Consider the following 24,138-nt stretch of genomic DNA (forward strand, 5'->3'; position numbering starts at 1 on the left):
TCGGTTATGTTTGGCCGAAGGCTTGTGTCATGATGATCCGACCGCAGGTTAGTCGTCCTCTTCCTATATGAATAGATCTTCCGCGTTGCTCCTCGCTTTTGTCTTCCTCAGCGGCTGCCAGGCCTTGGCTCCCGTTTCGCCGGACGGTACGCCGTCGGTTGAAGACACCACGCCCGCGCCTGAAAAGCCCAAGGTTTACAGCTCGTTCAGCGAGGAAACCGTTTTCAGCCTGTTGAGCGCCGAACTCGCCGGCCAGCGCAATCGTTTTGACATTGCCCTGGACAACTACGTGACCCAGGCCATCAACACCCAGGATCCGGGCGTCTCCGAGCGCGCATTCCGTATCGCCGAATATCTGGGCGCCGATCAACCGGCCCTCGATACCGCGCTGATCTGGGCAAAAAACGCTCCGGACGATCTCGAAGCGCAACGCGCCGCCGCCGTGCAACTCGCCCGCGCAGGGCGTTATGACGACTCCATGGTTTATATGGAGAAGGTCCTGCAGGGCAAGGGCGATACCCATTTCGACTTCCTCGCGCTGTCGGCAGCGGATACCGATCAGGAAACCCGCAACGGTCTGATGAAAAGCTTCGACCGTTTGTTGCAACGCCATCCGAACAACAGCCAGCTGATTTTCGGCAAGGCCCTGTTGTTGCAACAGGACGGCGACAACAAAGGCGCACTGGCCCTGCTCGAAGACAATCCGCCGGATGACGGCGAGATCGCGCCGATTCTGCTGCGCGCGCGCCTGCTGCAAATTCTCAACCGAGGCGACGAAGCGCTGCCTCTGCTGCAAAAAAGCATCAAGAAGTACCCGGACGACAAGCGCCTGCGCCTGACTTACGCGCGCATGCTGGTTGAACAGGACCGGATGGACGACGCCAAGGCCGAGTTCTCCAGCCTTGTGCAGCAATACCCTGAAGACGACGAACTGCGTTATTCGCTGGCACTTGTATGCCTGGAAGCGAAGGCCTGGGATGAGGCCAAGGGTTACCTGGAAGACCTGATTGCCCGCGAAAGCCACGTCGATTCGGCGCACCTGAACCTCGGTCGCATCGCTGAAGAACGCAACGACCCGCAAGGCGCGCTCATCGAGTACGCCCAGGTCGGCCCGGGCAACGATTATCTGCCGGCGCAATTGCGTCAGGCCGATATTCTGATGAACAACGGCAAGACCGCTGAAGCGCAAAGCAAACTCGCTGCCCAGCGCGACGAACAACCGGACTACGCGATTCAGTTGTACCTGATCGAATCGGAAACCCTGTCGGCCAACAAACAGGACGACAAGGCCTGGAAAGTCTTGCAGCAAGCCTTGCTGCAATACCCGGACGATCTGAATCTGCTCTATACCCGGGCCATGCTCGCGGAAAAACGCAATGATCTGGCGCAAATGGAAAAAGACCTGCGCCTGATCATCAAGCGTGATCCGGACAACGCCATGGCGCTCAACGCACTCGGCTACACCTTGTCCGATCGCACCACGCGCTACGCTGAAGCCAAAGCGCTGATCGAGCAGGCACACCAGATCAATCCGGAAGACCCGGCCGTACTCGACAGCCTCGGCTGGGTGAATTACCGCCTGGGCAATCTGGATGACGCCGAGAAATACCTGCGTCAGGCGCTGGAGCGCTTCCCTGATCACGAAGTCGCCGCGCACCTGGGCGAAGTGTTGTGGACCAAGGGCAACCAGCGTGAAGCCAAACAAATCTGGGGCAAATTCCTCAAGGATCAGCCCGACAGCACCATTCTGCGCAGCACCATCAAGCGCCTGACCGGATCCGAGACTCTTTAACTCATGTTTTTGCGCCACGTAATTGTTTTCAGCTTTATCGCCCTGCTCGCTGGCTGCTCGGGTTTTGGCACTCGCGAATCGGTCGAGGGCCACGGCAGCCCGGCTCAATGGGCCGCGAACAAACAACAGCTGACCGGCCTCGATGGCTGGCAGATCGACGGCAAGATCGGCATCCGCGCACCGAAAGATTCCGGTAGCGGCACGCTGTTCTGGCTGCAACGTCAGGACTACTACGACATTCGTTTGTCCGGCCCGCTGGGTCGTGGCGCCGCACGCCTGACCGGGCGTCCGGGCAAGGTCTCGCTGGAAGTTGCCAATCAGGGCCGCTACGAATCGCAGTCCCCGGAAGCCCTGCTCGAAGAACAGCTTGGCTGGAAACTGCCAGTGTCGAATCTGGCCTGGTGGGTGCGCGGCCTGCCCGCTCCGGACAGCAAAAGTCGCCTGAGCCTGGATGCCGACAGTCGTCTGGCCAACCTGGAACAGGATGGCTGGAAAGTCGAATACACCGCTTACACCGAACAAAATGGTTATTGGTTGCCGGAGCGCATCAAGCTGCACGGCACTGATCTTGACGTGACGCTGGTGATCAAGACCTGGCAACCGCGCAAGTTGGGGCAATAACCGATGACCGCTGCACGTCTGACCCTGCCCTCGCCGGCCAAACTGAATCTGATGCTGCACATTCTCGGGCGCCGTGAAGACGGTTACCACGAATTGCAGACGCTGTTTCAGTTTGTCGATTACGGCGATGAAATCACTTTTGCCGTGCGTGATGACGGTGTGATTCAACTGCACACCGAGTTCACTGGCGTGCCGCATGACAGCAACCTGATCGTGCGTGCGGCAAAAATGCTCCAGCAACAATCCGCCTGTAAGCTCGGCATCGATATCTGGATCGATAAAGTCCTGCCCATGGGCGGCGGCATCGGCGGCGGAAGTTCGAATGCGGCGACGACTTTGCTGGGCCTGAATCATTTGTGGCAGTTGGGTTGGGATGAAGATCGCCTGGCCGCACTGGGCCTATCGCTGGGTGCCGACGTACCGGTTTTCGTCCGTGGCCACGCGGCTTTTGCCGAAGGCGTGGGCGAAAAACTCACTCCGGTGGATCCCGAAGAACCGTGGTATCTGGTGCTCGTGCCGCAAGTCTCTGTTAGTACGGCAGAAATTTTTTCCGATCCTTTGTTGACACGTAACACGCCGCCCATTAAAGTGCGCCCCGTTCCCGAGGGAAACAGTCGAAATGACTGCTTGCCGGTGGTTGCAAGGCGTTATCCAGAAGTACGTAACGCATTGGATTTGTTAGGTAAATTTACCGAAGCAAAGCTCACCGGAACTGGAAGTTGTGTGTTTGGGGGCTTCCCAAGCAAAGCTGAAGCTGATAAAGTCTCGGCCCTTCTGACAGAGACCCTTACAGGGTTTGTAGCCAAAGGCAGCAACGTTTCGATGTTGCACCGCAAGCTGCAAAGTCTGCTCTAAAGGAACCAGGTGCTCGGCACTTGATGCAACAGATACAGGGGCGTCGCCAAGCGGTAAGGCAGCAGGTTTTGATCCTGCCATGCGTTGGTTCGAATCCAGCCGCCCCTGCCATTTTCTATACTCATCCAGGTTACCCTCAGCCTCTAGGTACTGCGCGTGTCCAAGATGATGGTCTTTACGGGGAACGCTAACCCCGATCTGGCTCGGCGTGTCGTACGTCAGCTGCATATCCCTCTCGGTGACATCTCTGTCGGTAAGTTCTCCGACGGCGAAATTACTGCCGAGATCAATGAAAACGTTCGCGGTAAAGACGTTTTCATTATTCAGCCGACTTGCGCTCCGACCAACGATAACCTGATGGAACTGGTAGTGATGGCTGATGCCTTCCGCCGCTCCTCGGCTACTCGTATCACTGCTGTTATTCCTTATTTTGGTTATGCCCGTCAGGATCGCCGTCCGCGTTCCGCACGTGTAGCTATCAGCGCGAAAGTCGTTGCTGACATGCTTACCGTAGTCGGCATCGACCGTGTTCTCACGGTTGATCTGCATGCTGACCAGATTCAGGGTTTCTTCGATATTCCGGTAGATAACATCTACGGCTCCCCGGTTCTGGTGGATGACATTGAAGATCAGCGCTTCGAAAACCTGATGATCGTTTCCCCGGACATTGGTGGCGTCGTGCGTGCACGTGCCGTTGCCAAATCCCTGGGCGTGGATCTCGGGATCATCGACAAACGCCGTGAGAAAGCCAATCACTCTGAAGTGATGCATATCATCGGTGATGTCGAAGGGCGTACCTGCATTCTGGTCGATGACATGGTCGATACCGCCGGCACTCTGTGCCACGCGGCCAAGGCCCTGAAAGAGCATGGCGCAGCCAAGGTCTTTGCCTACTGCACACACCCTGTGCTGTCGGGTCGGGCCATCGAGAATATCGAAAATTCCGTGCTGGACGAGCTGGTGGTGACCAACACCATCCCGCTGTCCGCTGCAGCACAAGCCTGTGCACGTATCCGTCAACTGGATATCGCACCGGTTGTTGCCGAAGCGGTTCGCCGCATCAGCAATGAAGAATCGATCAGCGCGATGTTCCGTTAAGGGCCCTGCCCTTCGCGAAATGTCTCGTTGACGAAAAGCGCCCCGCCCCGGCATTCCTGCCGGGGCGGGGCTTTTTTGCCCATACCGTGTTTGGCGCTGGTCGCAAACGCCACTCGGTCATGGCTATTTTGGAGATACAAAATGAACGATTTTACTCTGAATGCTGAAGTGCGTTCCGACCTGGGGAAAGGTGCGAGCCGCCGCCTGCGTCGTATCGCTAGCCTGGTTCCAGCTGTAGTTTACGGTGGCGAAAAAGCCCCTGAATCCATCAGCATGCTGGCTAAAGAAGTTGCCAAACTGCTCGAAAACGAAGCTGCCTACAGCCACGTTATCGAACTGAACGTTGGCGGCAAAAAGCAGAACGTCATCATCAAAGCTCTGCAACGTCACCCGTCCAAGGGTCACGTTATGCACGCTGACTTCGTACGCGTCGTAGCCGGCCAGAAACTGACCGCTATCGTGCCTGTGCACTTTGTTGGTGAAGAAGCTCCGATCAAGAAAGGCGGCGAGATCTCGCACGTCCTGAACGAAATCGAAGTAACTTGCCTGCCGAAAGATCTGCCTGAGTTCATCGAAGTCGACCTGTCGGCTCTGGAAATCGGCGCAATCGTCCACCTGTCCGACCTCAAAGCTCCTAAAGGCGTTGAGTTCGTTGCACTGGCTCACGGTGACGACAAAGCTGTTGCAAACGTACACGCTCCACGCGTTGCTCCAGAAGCTGAAGAAGGCGCAGCAGAGTAATTCACTCTGTCATGCCTGAGTGAGCAAGTAACATCGCGGACTGGAACGTAGCGAGAAAGCGGGCGAGAACGCGGAGTTTACATCCATGGTAAATGAGCATTTTTCGTCCACTTTCGCCGCTTTGCCTGATCGCGGCGATGTTACCCACCACTCTAAGGAAGGGCCCCTATCGTGACTGCCATCAAACTGATCGTTGGCCTGGGAAATCCAGGCGCCGAATACGACCAGACCCGGCATAACGCAGGGGCCCTTTTTGTTGAGCGCATCGCTGACGCACAAGGTGTCAACCTTGTCGCCGATCGCAAATATTTCGGCCTGACCGGGCGCTATTCGCATCAGGGTCAGGATGTTCGTCTGCTGATTCCCACCACCTACATGAACCGCAGCGGCCAGGCCGTGGCGGCACTCGCCGGTTTCTTCCGCATCAAGCCTGAAGAAATCCTCGTGGCGCACGACGAACTCGACTTGCCTCCGGGCGTTGCCAAGCTCAAGCAGGGCGGCGGCCATGGCGGTCACAACGGGTTGCGCGACATCATTGCGCAACTGGGCAATCAGAATACGTTCTACCGCCTGCGGCTTGGCATTGGCCACCCGGGCGTCGCCAGTATGGTTTCAAATTTCGTCCTGGGTCGTGCGCCACGCGCCGAACAGGAAAAACTCGATGCCAGCATCGACTTTGCCCTCGGCGTGCTGCCGGATATCCTCGCCGGTGAATGGAACCGCGCGATGAAAAACCTGCACAGCCAGAAGGCCTGACTCTACTCCGAGGGGAAACACCATGGGATTCAATTGCGGCATCGTCGGCCTGCCTAACGTCGGCAAGTCCACCCTGTTCAACGCCCTGACCAAATCCGGTATCGCGGCCGAGAACTTCCCCTTCTGCACCATCGAGCCGAACAGCGGCATCGTGCCGATGCCGGATCCGCGTCTGGAAGCCCTGGCGGCCATCGTCAATCCGAAGCGCATCCTGCCGACCACCATGGAATTCGTCGACATCGCAGGCCTGGTTGCCGGCGCCTCGAAAGGTGAAGGTCTGGGCAACAAGTTCCTCGCCAACATCCGTGAGACTGACGCGATCGCTCACGTGGTGCGCTGCTTCGAAGACGAAAACGTGATCCACGTTTCCAACAGCGTTGACCCGAAACGCGACATCGAAATCATCGACCTGGAACTGATCTTCGCCGACCTCGACAGCTGCGAGAAGCAACTGCAGAAAGTTGCGCGTAACGCCAAAGGTGGTGACAAGGACGCCGTGGTTCAGAAAGCTCTGCTGGAGCAACTGATCGCGCACTTCACCGAAGCCAAGCCTGCACGCAGCCTGATGAAGAACATGAGCGCTGACGAAAAAGCAGTGATCAAGGGCTTCCACCTGCTGACCACCAAACCGGTCATGTACATCGCCAACGTCGCTGAAGACGGTTTCGAGAACAACCCGCACCTGGACGTGGTTCGTGCCATTGCCGAAGAAGAAGGCGCGATGGTCGTTCCGGTCTGCAACAAGATCGAAGCGGAAATCGCTGAGCTCGATGACGGCGAAGAAAAAGACATGTTCCTCGAGGCCCTGGGCCTGGAAGAGCCTGGCCTGAACCGCGTGATCCGCGCCGGCTACGAAATGCTGCACCTGCAGACCTACTTCACCGCCGGTGTCGAAGAAGTCCGCGCCTGGACCGTCAAAGTCGGTGCCACCGCACCTCAGGCTGCCGGCGTGATCCACACCGACTTCGAGAAGGGCTTCATCCGCGCCGAAGTCATCGCCTACAACGACTTCATTCAGTACAAGGGCGAAGCCGGTACCAAAGAAGCCGGTAAATGGCGTCTGGAAGGCAAGGATTACATCGTCAAAGACGGCGACGTGATGCACTTCCGCTTCAACGTGTAAGCGTTACGCCGAAGAAAAAGCCGCGTTTGATACGCGGCTTTTTTGTGCCTGGCAGATTGTTAAAAGATCGCAGCCTTCGGCAGCTCCTACAGGTGTACATCAATCCCATGTAGGAGCTGCCGAAGGCTCGGGCCGCGATCGGACGATCTTTTGATCTTAGGTCTTTTTGGTGCGCGGCAGGAAAATCGCCAGCACGCCAAATAGTGGCAGGAACGAACACAGGAAATACACGTACTCAATCCCGTGAATATCCGCCAGATGCCCGAGCAACGCCGCGCCAATCCCACCAAAACCAAACATCAGACCGAAGAAGATTCCGGCAATCATCCCGACATTGCCCGGCACCAGTTCTTGCGCGTACACCACAATCGCCGAGAACGCCGAAGCCAGAATGAAGCCGATCACCACGCTGAGGACGCTGGTCCAGAACAGGTCAACGTGAGGCATGAGCAGCGTGAACGGTGCCACGCCGAGGATCGAGAACCAGATCACCGCCTTACGCCCGATCTTGTCGCCGATCGGCCCGCCGAAGAACGTCCCCGCCGCTACCGCACCGAGAAACAGGAACAGGTGCAACTGCGAGCTGGCCACCGACAAATCGAACTTCTCGATCAGGTAGAACGTGAAGTAACTGGTCAGGCTGGCCATGTAGAAATACTTGGAGAACACCAACAGCCCCAGCACCACCAACGCACTGGTCACCCTGCCCTTCGACAGACCGTGAGTCGCCGCCTGACCGGCCTTGAGCTTGAACAGATTGAGGTGATGGGCGTACCAGCGACTGATGCGGTACAGCACGAACAGCGCAAACACCGCGAACAAACCGAACCACGCCACATTGCCTTGGCCGAACGGGATGATGATCGCCGCCGCCAGCAACGGACCGAACGCGGAACCGGCGTTACCACCGACCTGGAAGGTCGATTGCGCCAGACCAAAGCGTCCGCCCGAGGCCAGTCGCGCAATCCGCGAAGCCTCGGGGTGGAACGTCGAGGAACCGATTCCGATCAGCGCCGCCGCCAGCAGAATCAACGGGAAACTGCCGACCATCGACATCATCACGATGCCAATCAGCGTGCAAATCGAACCGGCCGGCAACAGCCACGGTTTTGGATGCCGATCGGTGTGATAACCGACCCACGGCTGCAACAGCGACGCAGTCAGTTGAAAGGTCAAAGTGATCAAGCCGACCTGAGTGAACGTCAGGCCGTAATTGGCCTTGAGCATCGGGTAGATCGACGGCAGCACCGACTGGATCAGGTCGTTGATCAAATGCGCCAGCGCCACCGCGCCGATGATACGCATCACCAAAGGACTGCTTTGCGGAGCAGCGGGCGCCGAGGCAGCGGCGGTCTGAACGTTGCTGATAGCCATGGAAGATTCCGGACAGCAGATGGGTGCACACAGGCAGGTGCGTCAATGTGCCATTTTTCGGTGCGCCAGCGCCATCCCCTTAGCCAGCTAACTAACCAACTGAATCACAGATCAATCCCTGTAGGAGCTGCCGCAGGCTGCGATCTTTTGATCTTTGTTTTTAAGATCAAGATCAAAAGATCGCAGCCTGCGGCAGCTCCTACAGGGGCAGGGTGTTCGGCAAGGTGATAGCGCAACGCCATGGTCTGAATCTTGCCTTGCTTCTCCCCTTGAACGCGGGCGCCTTACAAAGGCGACCGACAATGGGAAGTTTCGCTACAGAGCCGGCCTACAGAGCGGGCGAGAGTGAACTTTCGAGGCCTTTTAGCAGGGCACAACATCAACGTCCAACGACCGCGATGCACGCCATTGGTGCGTGGTGTCCAGAGGAGTCATGGGGCATGCAGGCTTTCCTTTCACCGGGGATCAAATTGCTGGGGCGGTTTGGCTTCGCAGGTAAATTCCAGTTGTTGTTTCTGCTGTTCATTCTGCCGTTGGCCGGCAGCCTGTTGATGATCGGCCAGGACTATCGCGACAAACTCAATCTGATTTCCGGCGAACGCGCCGGCGTACGCCAGTTGCTCGCGCTGGATGCGCTGGACAACCTGCTCGCCGCCCAGCGCGATCGCGCTGCCCGCTGGCGCGCCACGGAAACCAATCGCCAGCCGACACCGGCCACGCTTGCCGCCATGGGCGCGTTCGACGCGGTGCAACCGGCCGTGCAGCAAGCCACTACAGATTTGGGCAACGCGCTGAAAAAAGAAGGTGCCGAAGGCGAAACCCTCACCCGCTATCAAGCGCTGCAAACCGCACTCAATGGTCTGGATTCGAAAAGCCTCAGCGGCGTCGGCTGGTGGCCGGACGGTTACGACCGTTTCACCAACGCCCTCAGCGCCCTGCAAGCGTTGCGCGAACAAATCGTCATGGACAATCGCCTGACCCTCGCGCCGTGGCTGGAAACCTATCTGCTGACGCAAATTTCCACGCAACACGCGCCGGATCTGATCGAACGGGTCGGACGCCTCGCTGCAGTCGGCCAGGCATCGGTTGTCTCCGGCCAATTCACCCTGCAAAGCCGTCTGCAATTGCGCGACCTGCGCAGCCGCATCGGCGATGCCCGCGAGCAACTGGTGAAAACCGCCACGCTGCTCGAAGCACGCCTGCCGAAAGATCAGCAGAGCTGGGCCAGCCAATACCACGACAGCCTCAAAAACCTCGACAGCGGTCTGAAGGTGTTGGACGACGGCGTGTTCGGCGGCTCTATCAATCTCAAACCGGAAGAATTCGAACGTAGCCTCGATGCGCTGCTGACCGACCTCGCCGCCCTGCGCCAGCAATCGCTGGTCTCGCTGGATCAGCGACTCGATGCCTACCACAGCTCGGCGATTCGCCAATTCATCATCGTCGCCACAATCTTCGGCTGCCTGCTGCTCGCGGCGCTGTATTTGTTCGTCTGCCTGCAAGCCTCGATCCGTCGCAGTGCCAGCGGCATCACCCTGCTCGCCGAAGCCCTGCGCGATGGCAACCTCAGCCTGCAAGTGCCGGTGGTAGGCCGCGATGAATTGGCGGCGATCAGCACTGCGCTCAACGTTGCCGTGGTGCAACTGCGCACGAGCATGCTTGGCGTCGATCACGAGACCTCGCAACTGAGCAACGCGGTACGCAGCCTCAACGAACACTCCAGCGGCGCCCTCGGCGAAGTCGAAGCGCAACAGTTGCAGATCAGCCAGATCGCCGCAGCCGCCACGCAATTGGCCGCAACGTCGCAAGGTGTGGCGCAAAGCTGCGAACAGGCCTCAGGCAGCGCTCAGCACACCCGGCGCATTGCTGCTGACAGCAGCCGCGACAGCCAGCGCACCACGGCGAGTATTCAGCAGCTCAATCAGCGCTTGAATGAAACGGCTGCAGCGTTGGGTCGGGTCAGTGAACAAGGTCAGCAGATTCAATTGGTGGTCGACACTATTCGCGGTGTTGCCGAACAGACCAACCTGCTGGCGCTCAACGCAGCCATCGAGGCTGCTCGTGCGGGTGAACAGGGTCGCGGCTTTGCCGTAGTAGCCGATGAGGTGCGCAGCCTGTCGCAACGCACGCAGTCATCCACCGCGCAGATCGCCGGCACGGTCGACAGTTTGCGCGCCACGGTCAACGAAGCCGTGAGTTTGATGGAAGCTGCATGCGGCCAGGCGCAAACCGATGCCGAGTCGGTCACTGGTCTCGGTGAACGTTTGGGTGAAATCGCCAGCGCCGTGCAGAGCGTTACCGACACGTTGGCGCAGATCGCCACGGCGGTTGAGGAACAGGCCAGCACCGCCGATGAGGTCAGCGGCAATATCCAGCAGGTCGATCAGGCGGCCGTGCGTTTGCTTGAAGGCGCACGGGCGGTGAACCTCGCGGCGGATACCCTGAGTCAGGGCAGCCACGCCTTGAGCGCCAATACGGCAAGATTTCAGCTGCGTTGATGCCCCGTCCGGCCCGGATTTTCCGGGCTGGAGGATAAGCGGTTGAAAATAAGAAGAAATATTTTAAATTTACGCTTGACGCTTTTCCATTTCAGGGGAATAATGCGCGCCACTTGGCTACATAGCTCAGTTGGTTAGAGCATAGCATTCATAATGCTGGGGTCCGGGGTTCAAGTCCCTGTGTAGCCACCAAGTACTAAAAACGGCTTACCGAAAGGTAGGCCGTTTTTTTATGCCTCGAGAAAAGTGCGATTTCGTGATGGGGGATTTCTCCCCTCATCTGGTTTTCAGCCTGTCAGCGCCGCCAACCCTTTCACCCAGATCTGCCGAGTCCGCAACCCCACCATCGCCCGCCAATCCGGATCCGCCGGATAAAACTGCTCCAGCAGATTCAACTTGATCCTCCGCCCCGTCGCATCCAGCGGATCGCCATGCAGATGCAGCCAATGGTCATCACGCAAATGCCGATGCACATCCGGACCCGGATACGTCCCACACTCGATCACAAACGGCATCAGTTGCACGCCCGGCAACGCATTGAGCAGCGCCTGCGAGGTGTACCCGGTAGCCGTCGCCGCCACACCGGTTTCGCTCAGGGTGTCGGCGCCGGTGTGCAGCGTGTAGAGCCATGGGCCGTAGATCGCCTGGGCCTGCGCAAGTGCCGGGTAAGGCGCTTGGGTGATGGTGAGCAACATTGGGTGGCCGTACTCGCCAGCGCCGGTGTGCAGGTCGAAGCACATCAGCGTTTCAGCGCCAGCCAGATGCGCTTCGATGATTTGATGCAACGTGCGATTCGACCAGCTCGGCGCGCGGCCACCGTAAAACAATCCATCGGGATGGCTGTGCTGGCCTCCCTCGACGATCGACATCACCGCCGGCCAACCATGCTCAGCGATCTGCGCAGCCAGCAAGGCATCGGCGCGTTGTCGCTCGGGGCCGTTCAGGTCGCGGCAGGCGTAGATTTCATGCAGTGCGGCGTAAGCGCGGTTATCCGGTAGCGGCCCGGTGAAATCCAGGTGATTGCGATTGAGGTCGATGTTGTCTTCGTTGACCCGCCGCAACCACGCCGTGCCCCAGGGATTGATCAGGTGAACCATCACCACGGCAACATCCTTGGGCAGCGAACCCGGCACGAAGGTTTTCAGCCAGTCGATCTGACAGTCGGAGCCGTAATAACCCTCCACCCCGTGCGTACCGCTCAGCGCCACCAGACGCCGCTTCGCCTGCGGATCACCGAGCACGGCAACGTCGGTGCTCAACGGCACGCCAAACGGCCCGCTGCGTGGATGCGCATAAGAAGTCAGGGTTGCGCCGGCAGCGGTCGCGGCGGCAAGAAACTGTTCGCGCTGATGGCGATAACTGGACTCGGTGGGAAACTCGCTGTGCATGCTGGCCTCTTGTGGATTGTTCTGGCTTCACGATTGCCACTGACCCTACAGAAAATTCGGAAAGGCATGAAGGAGAAACATACCGGCGGTTTGCGTCCTGCACGGTCGGCCGATAAAGTCCCACAGACTTTTTATCCCACGGACGGAGAGCCCGCGTGTTTTCAGCCTTGCCCTTGAGACGCTTTCGCCTGCCAGCCCTGACGCTGATCATCAGCGCCCTGACCCTCACCGCGTGCAACGCCCCGCCCTCCTCGACCTTGCCGCTGGCCCCGGAAGCCGCGTCCGGTTTCCGCACCGATCTGCAAACCCGTCACGCCAGCCAACACATGGCCGCCGCTGCCAATCCACTGGCTGCTGAGGCCGGGCGCGAGATGCTGCGTCAGGGCGGTTCGGCGATTGATGCGGCGATTGCGATGCAAGCGGTGCTTACCCTGGTTGAGCCGCAGTCTTCCGGGATCGGCGGCGGCGCTATGATCGTCTTGTGGGACGGCAAACAAGTGCGCACGTATGACGGCCGCGAAACCGCACCGGCCGGCGCCACCGATAAGCTGTTCTTGCGTGCCGATGGTCAGCCGATGTCGTTCCCGCAGGCGCAGATCGGCGGTCGCTCGGTCGGTACACCGGGCGTGTTGCGCGCGCTGGAGATGGCACACAAACAACACGGTCGCCTGCCGTGGGCGAAGCTGTTTGAACCGGCGATCAAACTGTCCGAGCAAGGCTTTGCGATATCTGCGCGTTTGCACTCGCTGCTGGAATCAGATCCAGTCATCCGCCAGTCGCAGGACATGGCCAAGTATTTCCTGAACGCCGATGGCAGCGTCAAAGCCGTCGGCACGCGCCTGCAAAACCCGGCATTGGCCGCCGTGCTCAAACGCATCGCCAACGAAGGTGCGGACGCACTGTACAAAGGCCCGATCGCCGAAGAAATCGTCGCCAAAGTGCAAGACCACGCCAACCCCGGCAGCCTGTCGCTGAACGATCTGCAGCGCTACCAGGCCAAGGAACGTGCGCCGCTGTGCACCGATTACAAACGCTGGCAGGTCTGCGGCATGCCGCCTCCGTCGTCGGGCGGGATCGCCGTGGCGCAGATTCTCGGTACGTTGCAGGCGCTGGAAACCCGCGATCCACGTCTTTCGCTGACACCGCTCAAACCGGTGAAAACTGACAAACCGGCTGGCATCGAACCGGCGCCAGAGGCTGTGCATTTGATCGCCGAAGCCGAACGTCTGGCCTACGCCGACCGCGCGCAATACGTCGCCGACACCGACTTCGTGCCAGTGCCGGTCAAAGGCCTGGTCGACTCGGGTTATCTGGCCAGCCGCGCCAGCCTGATCGGCGAACGCAGCATGGGCAGCGCCAAACCGGGCACGCCACCGGGTGTGCAGGTTGCCTACGCCCCGGACCGTTCGCCGCTGCGCATCTCCACCTCGCAAGTGGTCGCGGTGGATGACCTCGGCGGCGCCGTGTCGATGACCACCACCATCGAAGCCGCGTTCGGCTCGCACCTGATGGTTCAGGGCTTCTTGCTGAACAACCAGATGACCGACTTCTCGTTCATCCCCGAAGAGAATGGCCAGAAAGTTGCCAACCGCGTCGAACCTGGCAAACGTCCACGCTCGTCGATGGCGCCAACGCTGATCTTTGATCGCCACAGCGGCGAATTCGTCGCCACGGTCGGCTCGCCCGGCGGTTCGCAAATCATCGAATACGTGGCGAAAACCACCGTCGGCCTGCTCGACTGGAACCTCGACCCGCAAAGCGCCATCAGCCTGCCCAACTTCGGCAGCCGCAACGGCCCGACAGAACTGGAACAAGGCCAGTTCAGCCCGGCGCTGATTCAGGCGCTGAAAGACAAAGGGCATGCGGTGAATGAAATCGACATGACCAGCGGCACCCAGGCCATCGTGCGGGTCAAGGATGCACAGGGGAAAGCGTCGTTGGAAGGCGGCGCGGATCCACGGCGTGAAGGCGAAGCGTTGGGGGATTGAGGCTAGGACGCAAAGAGAAAAGGCTTACCGTGAGGTAGGCCTTTTGTTTAGCACACTGCGTATTTCAAATCGGGATGTTTAAAGGCTGCGAGGTAAACAGAGAACCGTCCCACAAGGTTTTCAGGTTGTCCGTCGGACGTCAGCTCTCTAGCCTGTACTCGTCGCTGCCAATTCAGTGACCGGGATTGGAAACCCCGAGTAGAACCGAGCGCACAAGCGCCTTTCATAACGTATCCTTGCGCACCTTCATGGTGTGCACTCCGTTATGGCGGCTGTGCGCGGGAGACCTTCGGGTCAACCGGGTTCTCCGTTCCCCGGGTTTCCAACCTGCGCACAGCTGCCACCTATTCGTTCGGAAACCGAATCGGCCAGCTCCAATCCTGATCGGAGAACACCATGAAAAAACCAACACCCAATCCCCCCGAAACAGACACCGACCCAACATCCCCGTACGCAACCATCGACAGCAAAAAACTCAACGAAGCGGCGGACCGCGCGCTCGACCACTACCTCAAACCGACCATTCACATCATGGCGTCCGCCCGCGTAGCTGAACCCATGTACCTCGCCAACCCGGTTTACGACACCGAATCGCTGCTGGCCAATGCCAGTGAATCCTTGGGTTCGGTCACCGAGATGCTCAACAATTTCGCCGCCGTGCTGGATACCGCGCACCGCAAGACCGCGCTGGGTATCGCGCAAATCGTCATGCTGAGTGAGCTGGCGGTGAATCAGGCGCTGGATAACGTTCAGCCGACTGCATAATTACTTCGGCGTATAAAAAATCCGATGCCCGCACAGGCATCGGATTTTTCTTGTAGCCAAAGATCGGGCGAGGGGGCACCACAAGCCGGAGTCATCGCCCGCTGAAATCAGAGCACCTCATGAACATACTTCCGATTCATACCGAAGAAGACTACCGTGCGGCGCTGCAAGACGTTTCTGCGCTTTTCGACAATGAACCGGAACGTAACTCCCCGAAAGGTAACTACTTCGAGGCAATGATCATCTTGATCGAAGCTTACGAAACCAAGCAATTTCCGCGCTACAACCCGACCGAAGCATTCAAATTCCGGATGGAACAATCAGGGGATTGAGTTTGCCCTTGGGGCAAGCTTTACCGTTGAGTCCAAGCAGCCAACAGGAGAGGTTCATGCTTACCATCGGACAAATGGCCCGCTGCCACGGGCTCACCACCAAGACATTGCGTCATTACGACAGCATTGGTTTGTTCAGCCCGGCAGCCACCGGGCGAGACAACGGTTATCGCTACTATCGCCCGGAGCAAATCGTCACGCTTGGCCGAATCATCTGGCTCAAACAGTTGGGCATGGGGCTCGACGAGATCAAAGTCTTGTCCGCCAATGGCGGGCTGGACAGTGTCGTCAATCTGCGTGAAACCCTCGAAAAGCATGCGCAGCAATTGAGGGCTGATATCCAGCGCAGCGAAAACGTTTTAGGGCAATTGAACCGATATCTTGCACAACCGGACCGGCCGCTGCCGGCCATGCAAACGCCTGCACGTGTCGACTATCCCGCCCTGCGAATCATGGGCATGACCTGGCAACAAGATGACGAAGGCACCATCGCCGACATGTGGCAGCGGTTTGTACCACGGGAAGAAGAGATCGACCGTCTGCATGAACCGCTCGGCACTTTCGGCGTGTGCCAGCCGCTGGAAGACGGTCAATGGCGCTACATCGCCGGCCTGCCGGTGGGACACAGTGCCCCGCTGATTTCTGGCATGGTCGAATTGCAGATACCGGCTCGTCGTTATGCCCGCGTGGAGCACCACGGAACAGTCACAACGCTGCCGGAAACCTTTCGCGCCGCTTACAGTGAATGGCTGCCCGCCGCCGGCATGGCGCCAGACGAAGGAATTGAATTCGAGTATTGCGGCGAGCGGTTCTTCGGTCCGATGGACCCGCGCAGCGTGGTCGAGTTGTACATTCCGCTGAAAGACTGATGGTCGTGAACAAGGCTGCAAACGCAGCCTTGTTCACGATCAGCGATTCGCCACCAGATGCGCACCAAACAGCAGATAACAACCACCGGCCAAGCGATCCAGCCATTGCCGCGAACGCTCATACACACCGGCGATCCGCCGACTGGCGAAGAACAGCGCCACGCAGCAATACCAACTGAACGACAGCGTCGCCATGGTCATGACTGCCAGCGCCAGCAACAGCGGTGGGATGTGAGCCGGCATGGCGGTGGCGAAAATGGTGGCGACAAATAATGCGGATTTGGGGTTGGTCATGTTGCCCAGAAAGCCCAGACCGTAAGCGCCGAGCAACGTTTGCTGCGAGTCATCCAGCGTGCCCGGGACGATCGGCGCCTTGCGCTTGAACTGCTTGAGTCCGAGGTAGATCAGGTAGCAGCCACCGGCAATCTTGAAGCTAAAGTACAGCGCTGGTGCGGCGCTGAACAGCGACTGAATGCCCAGGCCACCCGCCAGCCCCCACAACACGGTTCCGCTGGCCACGCCGAGCGCCGCGACGACACCGTGGCGGCGGGAACGGCTGACCGCGAGTTGCGCGATGTTGAAGAAGTTCGGGCCGGGCGTGACCACGGCCACCGTCCACAACAGGGCCAACGACAGCAGCGGCGCCAGATAACTCGAAAGGGAAGGATCCATGGGGCATGTGCCTGATTGGGTTCGACGATGCCCTCTACCTTGCAACATCCGGCAATGTTTTGCCATCAGCCGTCATTCAGACCGCTAGCGTCTTGCCATCCACCGCATCACCAATCTTCAGAAAATGCCCGCCCGCCACGTGGTGCAAGGTGCGTAAACCATCGTGCCCTTCGAAATGCCAGCGTCCGTCGCTGAACACGCGCTCATCAGCATGGGCAGCGATGACTTCGGCGAGGAACAGGTCGTACTGCTCGTGATTGCGCGGCTCCGGCAGCAAACGGCATTCGAGCCAAGCGACGCAGCCGTCGAGCAGCGGCGCTTCGACTTGTTCGCCTGCGAAGGTTTGCAGGCCGTACGCTTGAAACTTGTCTTGCCCTTGGGTTTGGCTGATTTCCAGACCCGACGTATTGCCGACGGTTTGCACGATGTCGGCCTGATTGACGCAAGGCACGTTGAGCACGAAGGTGCCGGACGCTTCGAGCAACTGGCGGGTCCAGGTCGATTTATCGAGGACGACGGCGACTTTCGGCGGTTCGAAATCCAGCGGCATGGCCCAAGCGGCGGCCATGATGTTGCGCTGCCCATCGTGGGCGGCGCTGACCAGCACGGTCGGCCCGTGGTTGAGCAGACGGTAGGCTTTGTTCAGGGGCACCGGGCGGCGGTGGGAATCGCTCATAGGAATCTGCTCCGGGGAAAAAGGAGCCGATTGTAGCGCCAGCATCGAAATACAGGCAGGTGAAAACTCTGTAGGAGCTGCGGCACGCTGCGATCTTTTGATCTTGATGTTGATCCTCGGAATCAAGATCAAAAGATCGCAGCCTCGTTTCACTCGACAGCTCCTACAGGGGTTGGGTGCAGGTCAGTGGGAGAGTTGGTTGGCGAACTGGCCAACGGCGTTGACGACTTTCTGCGCACCGTCCTGAATCTCGACAATCACCGTGCCCGCCTCTGCCGCCAGCGCCAGGCCTTGTTCAGCCTGAAGCTTGCCGTCGGTCATCAGGGCCACGGCGTTGCGCGCCATTTCCTGGTTCTGCCGCACCACGGTGACGATCTCTTCAGTCGCCTGACTGGTGCGCGAGGCCAGTTGTCGCACCTCGTCGGCCACCACCGCAAAACCACGCCCCTGCTCACCGGCGCGCGCCGCCTCAATGGCAGCGTTGAGCGCCAGCAGGTTGGTCTGTTCGGCAATGCCGCTGATGGTTTTGACGATGGTGCCGATCACCTGCGACTGCTCGTTCAGTGCCTCGATGCCCTCACCGGCAGCCTGCATGTGCCGCGACAGATCACGCATCACATTGACTGCTTCAGTCACCACCGTCGTACCGCGCTGGGCGGTGCTGTCGGTTTGCTGCGAGGTGCTGTAGGCAATGCTCGCCGCGTCGGCGACGGCTTGTTCGCGGTTGACCTGATCAGTGATCACGGTGGCGAACTTCACCACTTTGTACAGTTTGTTGTTGGCATCGACCACAGGGTTGTAGGACGCCTCCAGCCACACCGTACGACCATGGCTGTCGACACGCTTGAAGCGATCAGCGGCGAATTCGCCGTTGTTCAAACGGCGCCAGAAGTTCTGGTACTCGGCGCTGTTGTATTCCTCCGGGGTGCAGAACAGGCGGTGATGTTTGCCCTTGATCTGCGCCAGGCTGTAACCCATGCCGCTGAGGAAGCGATCGTTGGCGTTGAGCACATTGCCGTTGAGGTCGAACTCGATCACCGCAGTCGAACGCACCAACGCACCGATCAGGTTTTCGTGTTCACGGGAGGCTTCGATGGTGCGGGTCAGGTCACTGGCGAACAGCGAAATGTGCTTGATCCGCCCATCCGAAGAACGCACCGGTTGCACGATCGAACGCAGCCATGCTTCCTCTCCATTGCCACGCAGCAGGCGCACGGCACCGGCGAAATGCTCACCGCGATTCATGGCGTTTTTGAAGCGGTGGTGGAATTCGTCCGACTTCACGTGGGCCGGGACGATGTCTTCAATCGCCCGACCGATCAGGTCATGACTCTTGTAGAGCATCTCGGTGAGGAAGTTCTGGTTGACCGACTGAATGCGCCCGTCGGGTTCAAGGTTCAGCACCAGCATCTCGCTTTCCAGGCTTTCCTTCACCTGCACGAGGCTGGAGAGTTCTTCACGAAGAGCGGCCAGCTCTTGCTTCAGGCGTTTGTTGAACATGGGAAAGTACCGATGGGCAGGATAGAAAGCGGGATGCAGCCTAACCATCGGCCTTGAAAATCTTTTCTGAAGAGCGCAGGCGACTCGTCAGTCAAAAATAGTTCTGAACGGTAACGTCACGCAGCTCCGGCCACCTGACACTGTCCCGAACGCGGCATCCGCGCACCGAAATACGCCGCCGTCAGGAGGCCCACCACGCCCATCACCGCGCAGAACATCACACAGATCCACGGACTCCACGGCATCAGACCGATCAGCAACAGCGGTGTGATACTGGCCCAAATGGCGTAGGCAATGTTGTAGGTAAAGGAAATGCCTGACACGCGAATACGTGCCGGGAACAACCCGACCATGACCGATGGCACTGCGCCGACAACACCGCAAGCCAGACCGGCCACCGCGTAAGCCAGGCCTACCCAGTTACCGCCCATGATCAGGCAGCCATACAGCACGCCGATGCCCAGCGGCAGCAACAGGCTATAGAGCATGACCGTGCGCCAGGCGCCAATACGATCGACCAGCAACCCGGCGATCACGCAGCCGATATTGAGAAACACGATGCCCAAGGCACTGAGCGCGAACGTGTGGCTGGCGGTCATGCCGAAGGTTTTCTGCATCATGGTCGGCGTAATGACGACGAACACCACCACCGCCGAGGTCAGCACGCAGGTCAGCAGCATCGCCGGCAACATCGCCAGGCGGTGCTCGCGCAGAACGGTGCGCAAGGGCAGCTCGACCCGTGCCTCGCGCTGCGCTTCCATGGCCATGAACACAGGGGTTTCGCTCAGCCAGCGGCGCAGGTACACGCCGATCACGCCGAACACACCACCGAGCAGGAACGGATAGCGCCAGGCGTAATCGAGGATTTCCGCCGGGGTGAACACTTGTGCGAGAAACGTCGCAGTCAACGCGCCGATCAGGTAACCGAAGGTCAGCCCGGCCTGCAAAAAGCCCAGGGCGTAACCGCGATGGCCGGCCGGCGCGTGCTCGGCGACAAACACCCAGGCGCTCGGCACCTCACCGCCTACCGCTGCACCTTGCAGGATGCGCAACGCCAGCAAAAGCAGCGGTGCGAAATAACCGATCTGGGCATAAGTCGGCATGATCCCGATCAGCAGGCACGGCAGCGCCATCATCAGGATGCTCAGGCTGAAGACCTTTTTGCGCCCGAGTTTGTCGGCGAAATGCGCCATCAGAATCCCGCCCAGCGGCCGCGCCAAGTAACCGGTGACGAAAATCCCGAAGCTTTGCAGCAGACGCAGCCATTCGGGCATTTCCGGCGGGAAGAACAACTGGCTGAGGGTCAGGGCGAAAAACACGAAGATGATGAAATCGTAGATTTCCAGCGCGCCGCCAAGGGCCGCAAGGCCGAGGGTCTTGTAGTCGGAACGGCTGAACGGAGCGGGTTTGGCCGGGGATTGGGCAGTCATGGCAAAGAACTCGGAAACAGGCAAAAAACCAAGGCGCCCATGGTCTACGCAAATGCGCGGATGGACAACCCGTTAGACCATAGTCCCGGTTTTGCAAAACCTGCTCACAAAGCACCGGCAGTTGAATTACTGTTAATGCCTGTCCAGCGGGCCGACGCCAGCACCGATCAATCACAGTGAACCCCATGTGGGAGCGAGCCTGCTCGCGAAAGCGTCAGTTCAGGCAACCTCGATGTTGAATGTGCCGACCTCTTCGCAAGCAGGCTCGCTCCCACAGGAATCTCTGTGTTGTCGAGATCGGCGGGCGTTCCCGCGGACCACAATAACCATAAAAAATCCGAGGTACTTCCTGTGGCCGTTGATATCGAAGATAGCCGCTCTGCGCGCTTTGCCCTGCGCTGTTCAAGCTTTGCCGAACGCTGGTTTCCCGACTCCTGGGTATTCGCCGCGCTGGCCGTGATCATCGTCGCCCTGGCCACTATGGCCATGGGCGCCAAACCCACCGATGCCGCGATGGCGTTCGGCGACGGGTTCTGGAGCCTGATCCCGTTCACCATGCAAATGGCCTTCGTGGTGATCGGCGGTTACGTAGTCGCCAGCTCGCCGCCCGCCGTGAAACTGATTGATCGCCTGGCACGTATCCCGAAAAACGGCCGTTCCGCCGTGGCCTGGGTGGCGCTGATCTCGATGGTCGCGTCCCTGCTCAACTGGGGCCTGTCGCTGGTGTTCGGCGGTTTGCTGGTCCGCGCCCTCGCCCGCCGCACCGATCTGAAAATGGATTACCGCGCCGCCGGTGCCGCTGCATATCTGGGCCTTGGTGCGGTGTGGGCGCTGGGTCTGTCGTCGTCGGCCGCGCAGTTGCAAGCCAACCCGGCCAGTCTGCCGCCGTCGATCCTGTCGATCACCGGGGTGATTCCGTTCACCGAAACGATTTTCCTCTGGCAATCGGGCGTGATGTTGCTGGCGCTGATCGTGATCTCGATCATCATCGCCTACGCCACCGCTCCCGGGCCGAACTCGGCGCGCGACGCCAAGGCCTGCGGCGTCGACCCGGCCTTCAACCTGCCTCCGCTGCAACCACGTACGCGTCCCGGTGAATGGCTGGAACACAGTCCGCTGCTGATCATTGTGCTGGTGCTGCTGGCGGCGGGATGGCTGTTCCATGAGTTCTCGAGCAAACCGGCGATCACCGCGATCTCCGGGCTGAACACTTACAACTTCCTGTTCATCATGCTCGGCGCACTGCTGCACTGGCGCCCGCGCAGCTTCCTCGATGCCGTGGCCCGTGCGGTGCCGACCACCACCGGCGTGTTGATCCAGTTCCCGCTGTACGGCTCGATTGCCGCGCTGATGACCACAGTCAAAGGCGCCGATGCGCAGACGCTGGCGCACCACATCTCGACGTTCTTCGTCAGCATCGCCTCCCACGACACCTATGCATTGCTGATGGGCGTGTATTCGGCGATTCTCGGTTTCTTCATTCCGTCGGGTGGCGGCAAGTGGATCATCGAAGCGCCGTACGTGATGCAGGTCGCCAATGACCTGCAATATCACCTCGGCTGGGCGGTGCAGATCTACAACGCGGCCGAAGCGCTGCCGAACCTGATCAACCCGTTCTACATGCTGCCGCTGCTGGGCGTACTCGGACTGAAGGCGCGGGATCTGATCGGTTTCTCCTTCGTGCAACTGCTGGTGCACACGCCGCTGGTGCTGCTGTTGTTGTGGGCGCTGGGGACGACACTGGCGTATACGCCGCCAGTAATGCCGTAACAAAGCGGGCGCGGTCATGCTGGCCGCGCCCGCATTTTTCTCCTGAAACAACCGTGTGTCGGGCTGCCTGTCGCAAATAATGGCTCAGAGCCATCATCCTGCTTTACCGCATCGCACCCTCGGTAATATTCTGCGCGCCCATAAATGTTTCCATTTTTTACCAAGCGCAAAGGGAGTTCGTTGCAATGATCGTAGGGATTGACCTGGGAACCACCAACAGCCTGGTCGCCGTCTGGCGGGGCGATGCCACCGAGTTGGTGCCCAATGCCCTGGGCCAGTTCCTGACACCAAGCGTCGTCGGCCTGGATGATCAAGGCCGGATTCTGGTGGGTCAGGCGGCGCGCGAGCGTCTGCACACGCATCCGCGCCTGACCGCTTCGCTGTTCAAGCGCCACATGGGCAGCGCCACGCAAACGTACCTGGCTGACAAGGCGTTTCGCCCGGAAGAACTCTCCGCCTTGGTGCTCAAGAGTCTGAAAGAAGACGTCGAGCGCGCATTTGGCGAAACCGTCACCGAAGCCGTGATCAGCGTCCCGGCCTACTTCAGCGACGCTCAACGCAAAGCCACGCGCATCGCCGGCGAACTGGCCGGGCTGAAGGTCGAGAAGCTGATCAACGAGCCGACCGCCGCCGCCCTCGCCTATGGACTGCACCAGCGCGACAAGGAAACCTCGTTCCTGGTGTTCGACCTCGGTGGCGGCACGTTCGACGTGTCGATTCTGGAGTTGTTCGAAGGCGTGATGGAGGTCCGCGCCAGTGCCGGTGACAACTTCCTCGGCGGCGAAGACTTCGACACCGTGCTGCTGGAGCACTTCATCAGCCAGCACCGTTCCGCCGCAGACTTCCCAGAGCGCAGCAGCGTCATCCAGCCGCTGCGTCGCGAGGCCGAGCGCGTGCGCAAGGCGCTGGGTCAGGACGACAGCGCCGAATTCCGCTTGCAACTCGGTGAGCGGCAGTGGACGCACACCATTACTCAACAGCAGTTGGCGACGCTGTACATGCCGCTGCTCGAACGTCTGCGCGCGCCGATTGAACGGGCGCTGCGCGATGCGCGCATCCGCGTCAGCGACCTCGACGAGATTCTGTTGGTCGGTGGCACCACGCGCATGCCGCTGGTACGCAAACTCGCCGCCGGGCTGTTCGGCCGCTTCCCGTCGATCACTCTCGACCCGGATCAGGTCGTGGCCCAGGGCGCGGCCATTCAAGCGGCACTCAAGGCCCGCGCCGCAGCGCTGGAAGAAGTGGTGTTGACCGATGTCTGCTCCTACACGCTGGGCATCGAGACCTCCACGCAGGTCGGCCGCAACTATGAGAGCGGCCACTACCTGCCGATCATCGAGCGCAACAGCATCGTGCCGGTCAGCCGGGTGAAAACCGTGTACACCCTGCACGACAATCAGGAACAGGTGGTCGTGCGGATCTTTCAGGGCGAAAGCCGTCTGGTCAAAGACAACGTGGCACTCGGCGAGCTGGACATCAAGGTGCCGAAACGCAAGGCCGGCGAAGTTGCCCTCGATGTGCGTTTCACCTACGACAACAACGGCCTGCTCGAAGCCCAGGTAAAAATCCCCCTGACCGGGCAGCAGCATTCGCTAGTCATCGAGAACAATCCGGGCGTGCTCTCGCCCGAGGAGATCCAGCAGCGCCTGGCGAACCTCGCGCAGTTGAAGATTCATCCGCGCGAGCAACAGGTCAACACGCTGTTGAGTGCTCGTCTGGAGCGCCTCTATCAGGAAAGCCTGGGCGATCTGCGTGATCTGATGGGCGATTGGGCCAAGCAATTCCAGATTGCGCTCGAGTCTCAGGACGAGCGCCAGATCCGCGAAGTGCGCACCGACTTGAGCCGACGCCTGAGCGAACTCGATCGCACCCCGTGGCAATAAGGAGCCT

Annotated in this window: 19 protein-coding genes, 2 tRNA genes and 2 pseudogenes; 16 read left to right on the forward strand and 7 right to left on the reverse strand. The window is 59.6% G+C overall.

Going from position 1 to position 24,138, the window contains the following annotated elements; all coding sequences use genetic code 11:
* Positions 1 to 67: 67 nt before the first annotated feature.
* The 8 genes from M5G26_RS27180 (at position 68) to ychF (ending at position 6,986) form a co-directional block, all read left to right on the forward strand.
* The gene (locus M5G26_RS27180) at positions 68 to 1,792 is read left to right on the forward strand and encodes a tetratricopeptide repeat protein (RefSeq protein WP_110721189.1); all 1,725 of its coding nucleotides are present in this window, start codon (positions 68 to 70) and stop codon (positions 1,790 to 1,792) included.
* 3 nt (positions 1,793 to 1,795) lie between these two features.
* Positions 1,796 to 2,413: a lipoprotein insertase outer membrane protein LolB gene (gene lolB, locus M5G26_RS27185; RefSeq protein WP_273916978.1), complete on the forward strand. Its 618-nt coding sequence runs from the start codon at positions 1,796 to 1,798 to the stop codon at positions 2,411 to 2,413.
* 3 nt (positions 2,414 to 2,416) lie between these two features.
* Entirely contained in the window at positions 2,417 to 3,268 is an 852-nt protein-coding gene (gene ispE / locus M5G26_RS27190) for a 4-(cytidine 5'-diphospho)-2-C-methyl-D-erythritol kinase (protein WP_150693133.1), read from the forward strand.
* Positions 3,269 to 3,304: 36 nt separating this feature from the next.
* A tRNA-Gln gene (locus tag M5G26_RS27195) sits at positions 3,305 to 3,379 on the forward strand.
* A 45-nt stretch (positions 3,380 to 3,424) separates the two neighbouring features.
* Positions 3,425 to 4,366: a ribose-phosphate pyrophosphokinase gene (locus M5G26_RS27200; protein ID WP_003171603.1), complete on the forward strand. Its 942-nt coding sequence runs from the start codon at positions 3,425 to 3,427 to the stop codon at positions 4,364 to 4,366.
* 141 nt (positions 4,367 to 4,507) lie between these two features.
* Positions 4,508 to 5,107: a 50S ribosomal protein L25/general stress protein Ctc gene (locus M5G26_RS27205; protein WP_038360906.1), complete on the forward strand. Its 600-nt coding sequence runs from the start codon at positions 4,508 to 4,510 to the stop codon at positions 5,105 to 5,107.
* A 171-nt stretch (positions 5,108 to 5,278) separates the two neighbouring features.
* A complete protein-coding gene (gene pth / locus M5G26_RS27210; RefSeq protein ID WP_007912902.1) occupies positions 5,279 to 5,863 on the forward strand; it encodes an aminoacyl-tRNA hydrolase in 585 nt (194 codons plus the stop codon).
* A gap of 22 nt (positions 5,864 to 5,885) precedes the next feature.
* Positions 5,886 to 6,986 (forward strand): redox-regulated ATPase YchF, encoded by a 1,101-nt coding sequence (ychF, locus tag M5G26_RS27215; protein WP_007912904.1) that lies wholly within the window; start codon positions 5,886 to 5,888, stop codon positions 6,984 to 6,986.
* 156 nt (positions 6,987 to 7,142) lie between these two features.
* Here ychF and M5G26_RS27220 read toward each other — a convergent pair whose 3' ends face one another.
* The gene (locus M5G26_RS27220) at positions 7,143 to 8,360 is read right to left on the reverse strand and encodes an MFS transporter (RefSeq protein ID WP_122663044.1); all 1,218 of its coding nucleotides are present in this window, start codon (positions 8,358 to 8,360) and stop codon (positions 7,143 to 7,145) included.
* Positions 8,361 to 8,800: 440 nt separating this feature from the next.
* Here M5G26_RS27220 and M5G26_RS27225 point away from each other — a divergent pair, with 440 nt between their 5' ends.
* Together M5G26_RS27225 and M5G26_RS27230 are read left to right on the forward strand one after the other, a co-directional pair.
* Positions 8,801 to 10,858, forward strand: coding sequence for a methyl-accepting chemotaxis protein (locus M5G26_RS27225; protein ID WP_273916979.1), 2,058 nt, complete (start codon positions 8,801 to 8,803; stop codon positions 10,856 to 10,858).
* 115 nt (positions 10,859 to 10,973) lie between these two features.
* Positions 10,974 to 11,050: transfer RNA gene (locus tag M5G26_RS27230), tRNA-Met, on the forward strand.
* A gap of 95 nt (positions 11,051 to 11,145) precedes the next feature.
* On the opposite strand, the gene M5G26_RS27235 is transcribed toward M5G26_RS27230, so the two are convergent.
* On the reverse strand, positions 11,146 to 12,246 hold the full coding sequence (locus tag M5G26_RS27235) for a DUF2817 domain-containing protein (protein WP_273916980.1): 1,101 nt from the start codon (positions 12,244 to 12,246) through the stop codon (positions 11,146 to 11,148).
* A 155-nt stretch (positions 12,247 to 12,401) separates the two neighbouring features.
* Between M5G26_RS27235 and ggt the strand changes: the two genes are divergently transcribed.
* From ggt to M5G26_RS27255, 4 genes and pseudogenes are all read left to right on the forward strand, one after another.
* Positions 12,402 to 14,234, forward strand: coding sequence for a gamma-glutamyltransferase (gene ggt, locus M5G26_RS27240; RefSeq protein ID WP_273916981.1), 1,833 nt, complete (start codon positions 12,402 to 12,404; stop codon positions 14,232 to 14,234).
* 396 nt (positions 14,235 to 14,630) lie between these two features.
* The gene (locus M5G26_RS27245; protein ID WP_273916982.1) at positions 14,631 to 14,999 is read left to right on the forward strand and encodes a DUF6124 family protein; all 369 of its coding nucleotides are present in this window, start codon (positions 14,631 to 14,633) and stop codon (positions 14,997 to 14,999) included.
* A gap of 119 nt (positions 15,000 to 15,118) precedes the next feature.
* A pseudogene (locus M5G26_RS27250) lies at positions 15,119 to 15,325 on the forward strand (transcriptional regulator); the annotation flags it as partial.
* A 62-nt stretch (positions 15,326 to 15,387) separates the two neighbouring features.
* Positions 15,388 to 16,200, forward strand: a complete 813-nt coding sequence (locus tag M5G26_RS27255; protein WP_273916983.1) for a MerR family transcriptional regulator — start codon at positions 15,388 to 15,390, stop codon at positions 16,198 to 16,200.
* 39 nt (positions 16,201 to 16,239) lie between these two features.
* Here M5G26_RS27255 and M5G26_RS27260 read toward each other — a convergent pair whose 3' ends face one another.
* The 5 genes and pseudogenes from M5G26_RS27260 to M5G26_RS27275 form a co-directional block, all read right to left on the reverse strand.
* The gene (locus tag M5G26_RS27260; protein ID WP_273916984.1) at positions 16,240 to 16,872 is read right to left on the reverse strand and encodes a LysE family translocator; all 633 of its coding nucleotides are present in this window, start codon (positions 16,870 to 16,872) and stop codon (positions 16,240 to 16,242) included.
* Positions 16,873 to 16,948: 76 nt separating this feature from the next.
* A complete protein-coding gene (locus tag M5G26_RS27265; protein ID WP_150693124.1) occupies positions 16,949 to 17,548 on the reverse strand; it encodes a flavin reductase family protein in 600 nt (199 codons plus the stop codon).
* Between the two features lie 183 nt (positions 17,549 to 17,731).
* The gene (locus M5G26_RS29695; RefSeq protein ID WP_371748318.1) at positions 17,732 to 18,292 is read right to left on the reverse strand and encodes a methyl-accepting chemotaxis protein; all 561 of its coding nucleotides are present in this window, start codon (positions 18,290 to 18,292) and stop codon (positions 17,732 to 17,734) included.
* Positions 18,272 to 19,096 (reverse strand): annotated as a pseudogene (locus tag M5G26_RS29700) (PAS domain-containing protein); the annotation flags it as partial. The gene M5G26_RS29695 and the pseudogene M5G26_RS29700, both read right to left, overlap by 21 nt.
* Before the next feature lie 68 nt (positions 19,097 to 19,164).
* Positions 19,165 to 20,478 (reverse strand): MFS transporter, encoded by a 1,314-nt coding sequence (locus M5G26_RS27275; protein WP_223027341.1) that lies wholly within the window; start codon positions 20,476 to 20,478, stop codon positions 19,165 to 19,167.
* Between the two features lie 351 nt (positions 20,479 to 20,829).
* Between M5G26_RS27275 and M5G26_RS27280 the strand changes: the two genes are divergently transcribed.
* Both M5G26_RS27280 and M5G26_RS27285 read left to right on the forward strand, forming a co-directional pair.
* On the forward strand, positions 20,830 to 22,248 hold the full coding sequence (locus tag M5G26_RS27280) for a short-chain fatty acid transporter (protein WP_273916986.1): 1,419 nt from the start codon (positions 20,830 to 20,832) through the stop codon (positions 22,246 to 22,248).
* Between the two features lie 185 nt (positions 22,249 to 22,433).
* The gene (locus tag M5G26_RS27285) at positions 22,434 to 24,131 is read left to right on the forward strand and encodes a molecular chaperone HscC (protein ID WP_273916987.1); all 1,698 of its coding nucleotides are present in this window, start codon (positions 22,434 to 22,436) and stop codon (positions 24,129 to 24,131) included.
* Positions 24,132 to 24,138: the final 7 nt, after the last annotated feature.

Source organism: Pseudomonas sp. TNT2022 ID642 (genome assembly GCF_028656995.1).
GTDB lineage: Bacteria > Pseudomonadota > Gammaproteobacteria > Pseudomonadales > Pseudomonadaceae > Aquipseudomonas.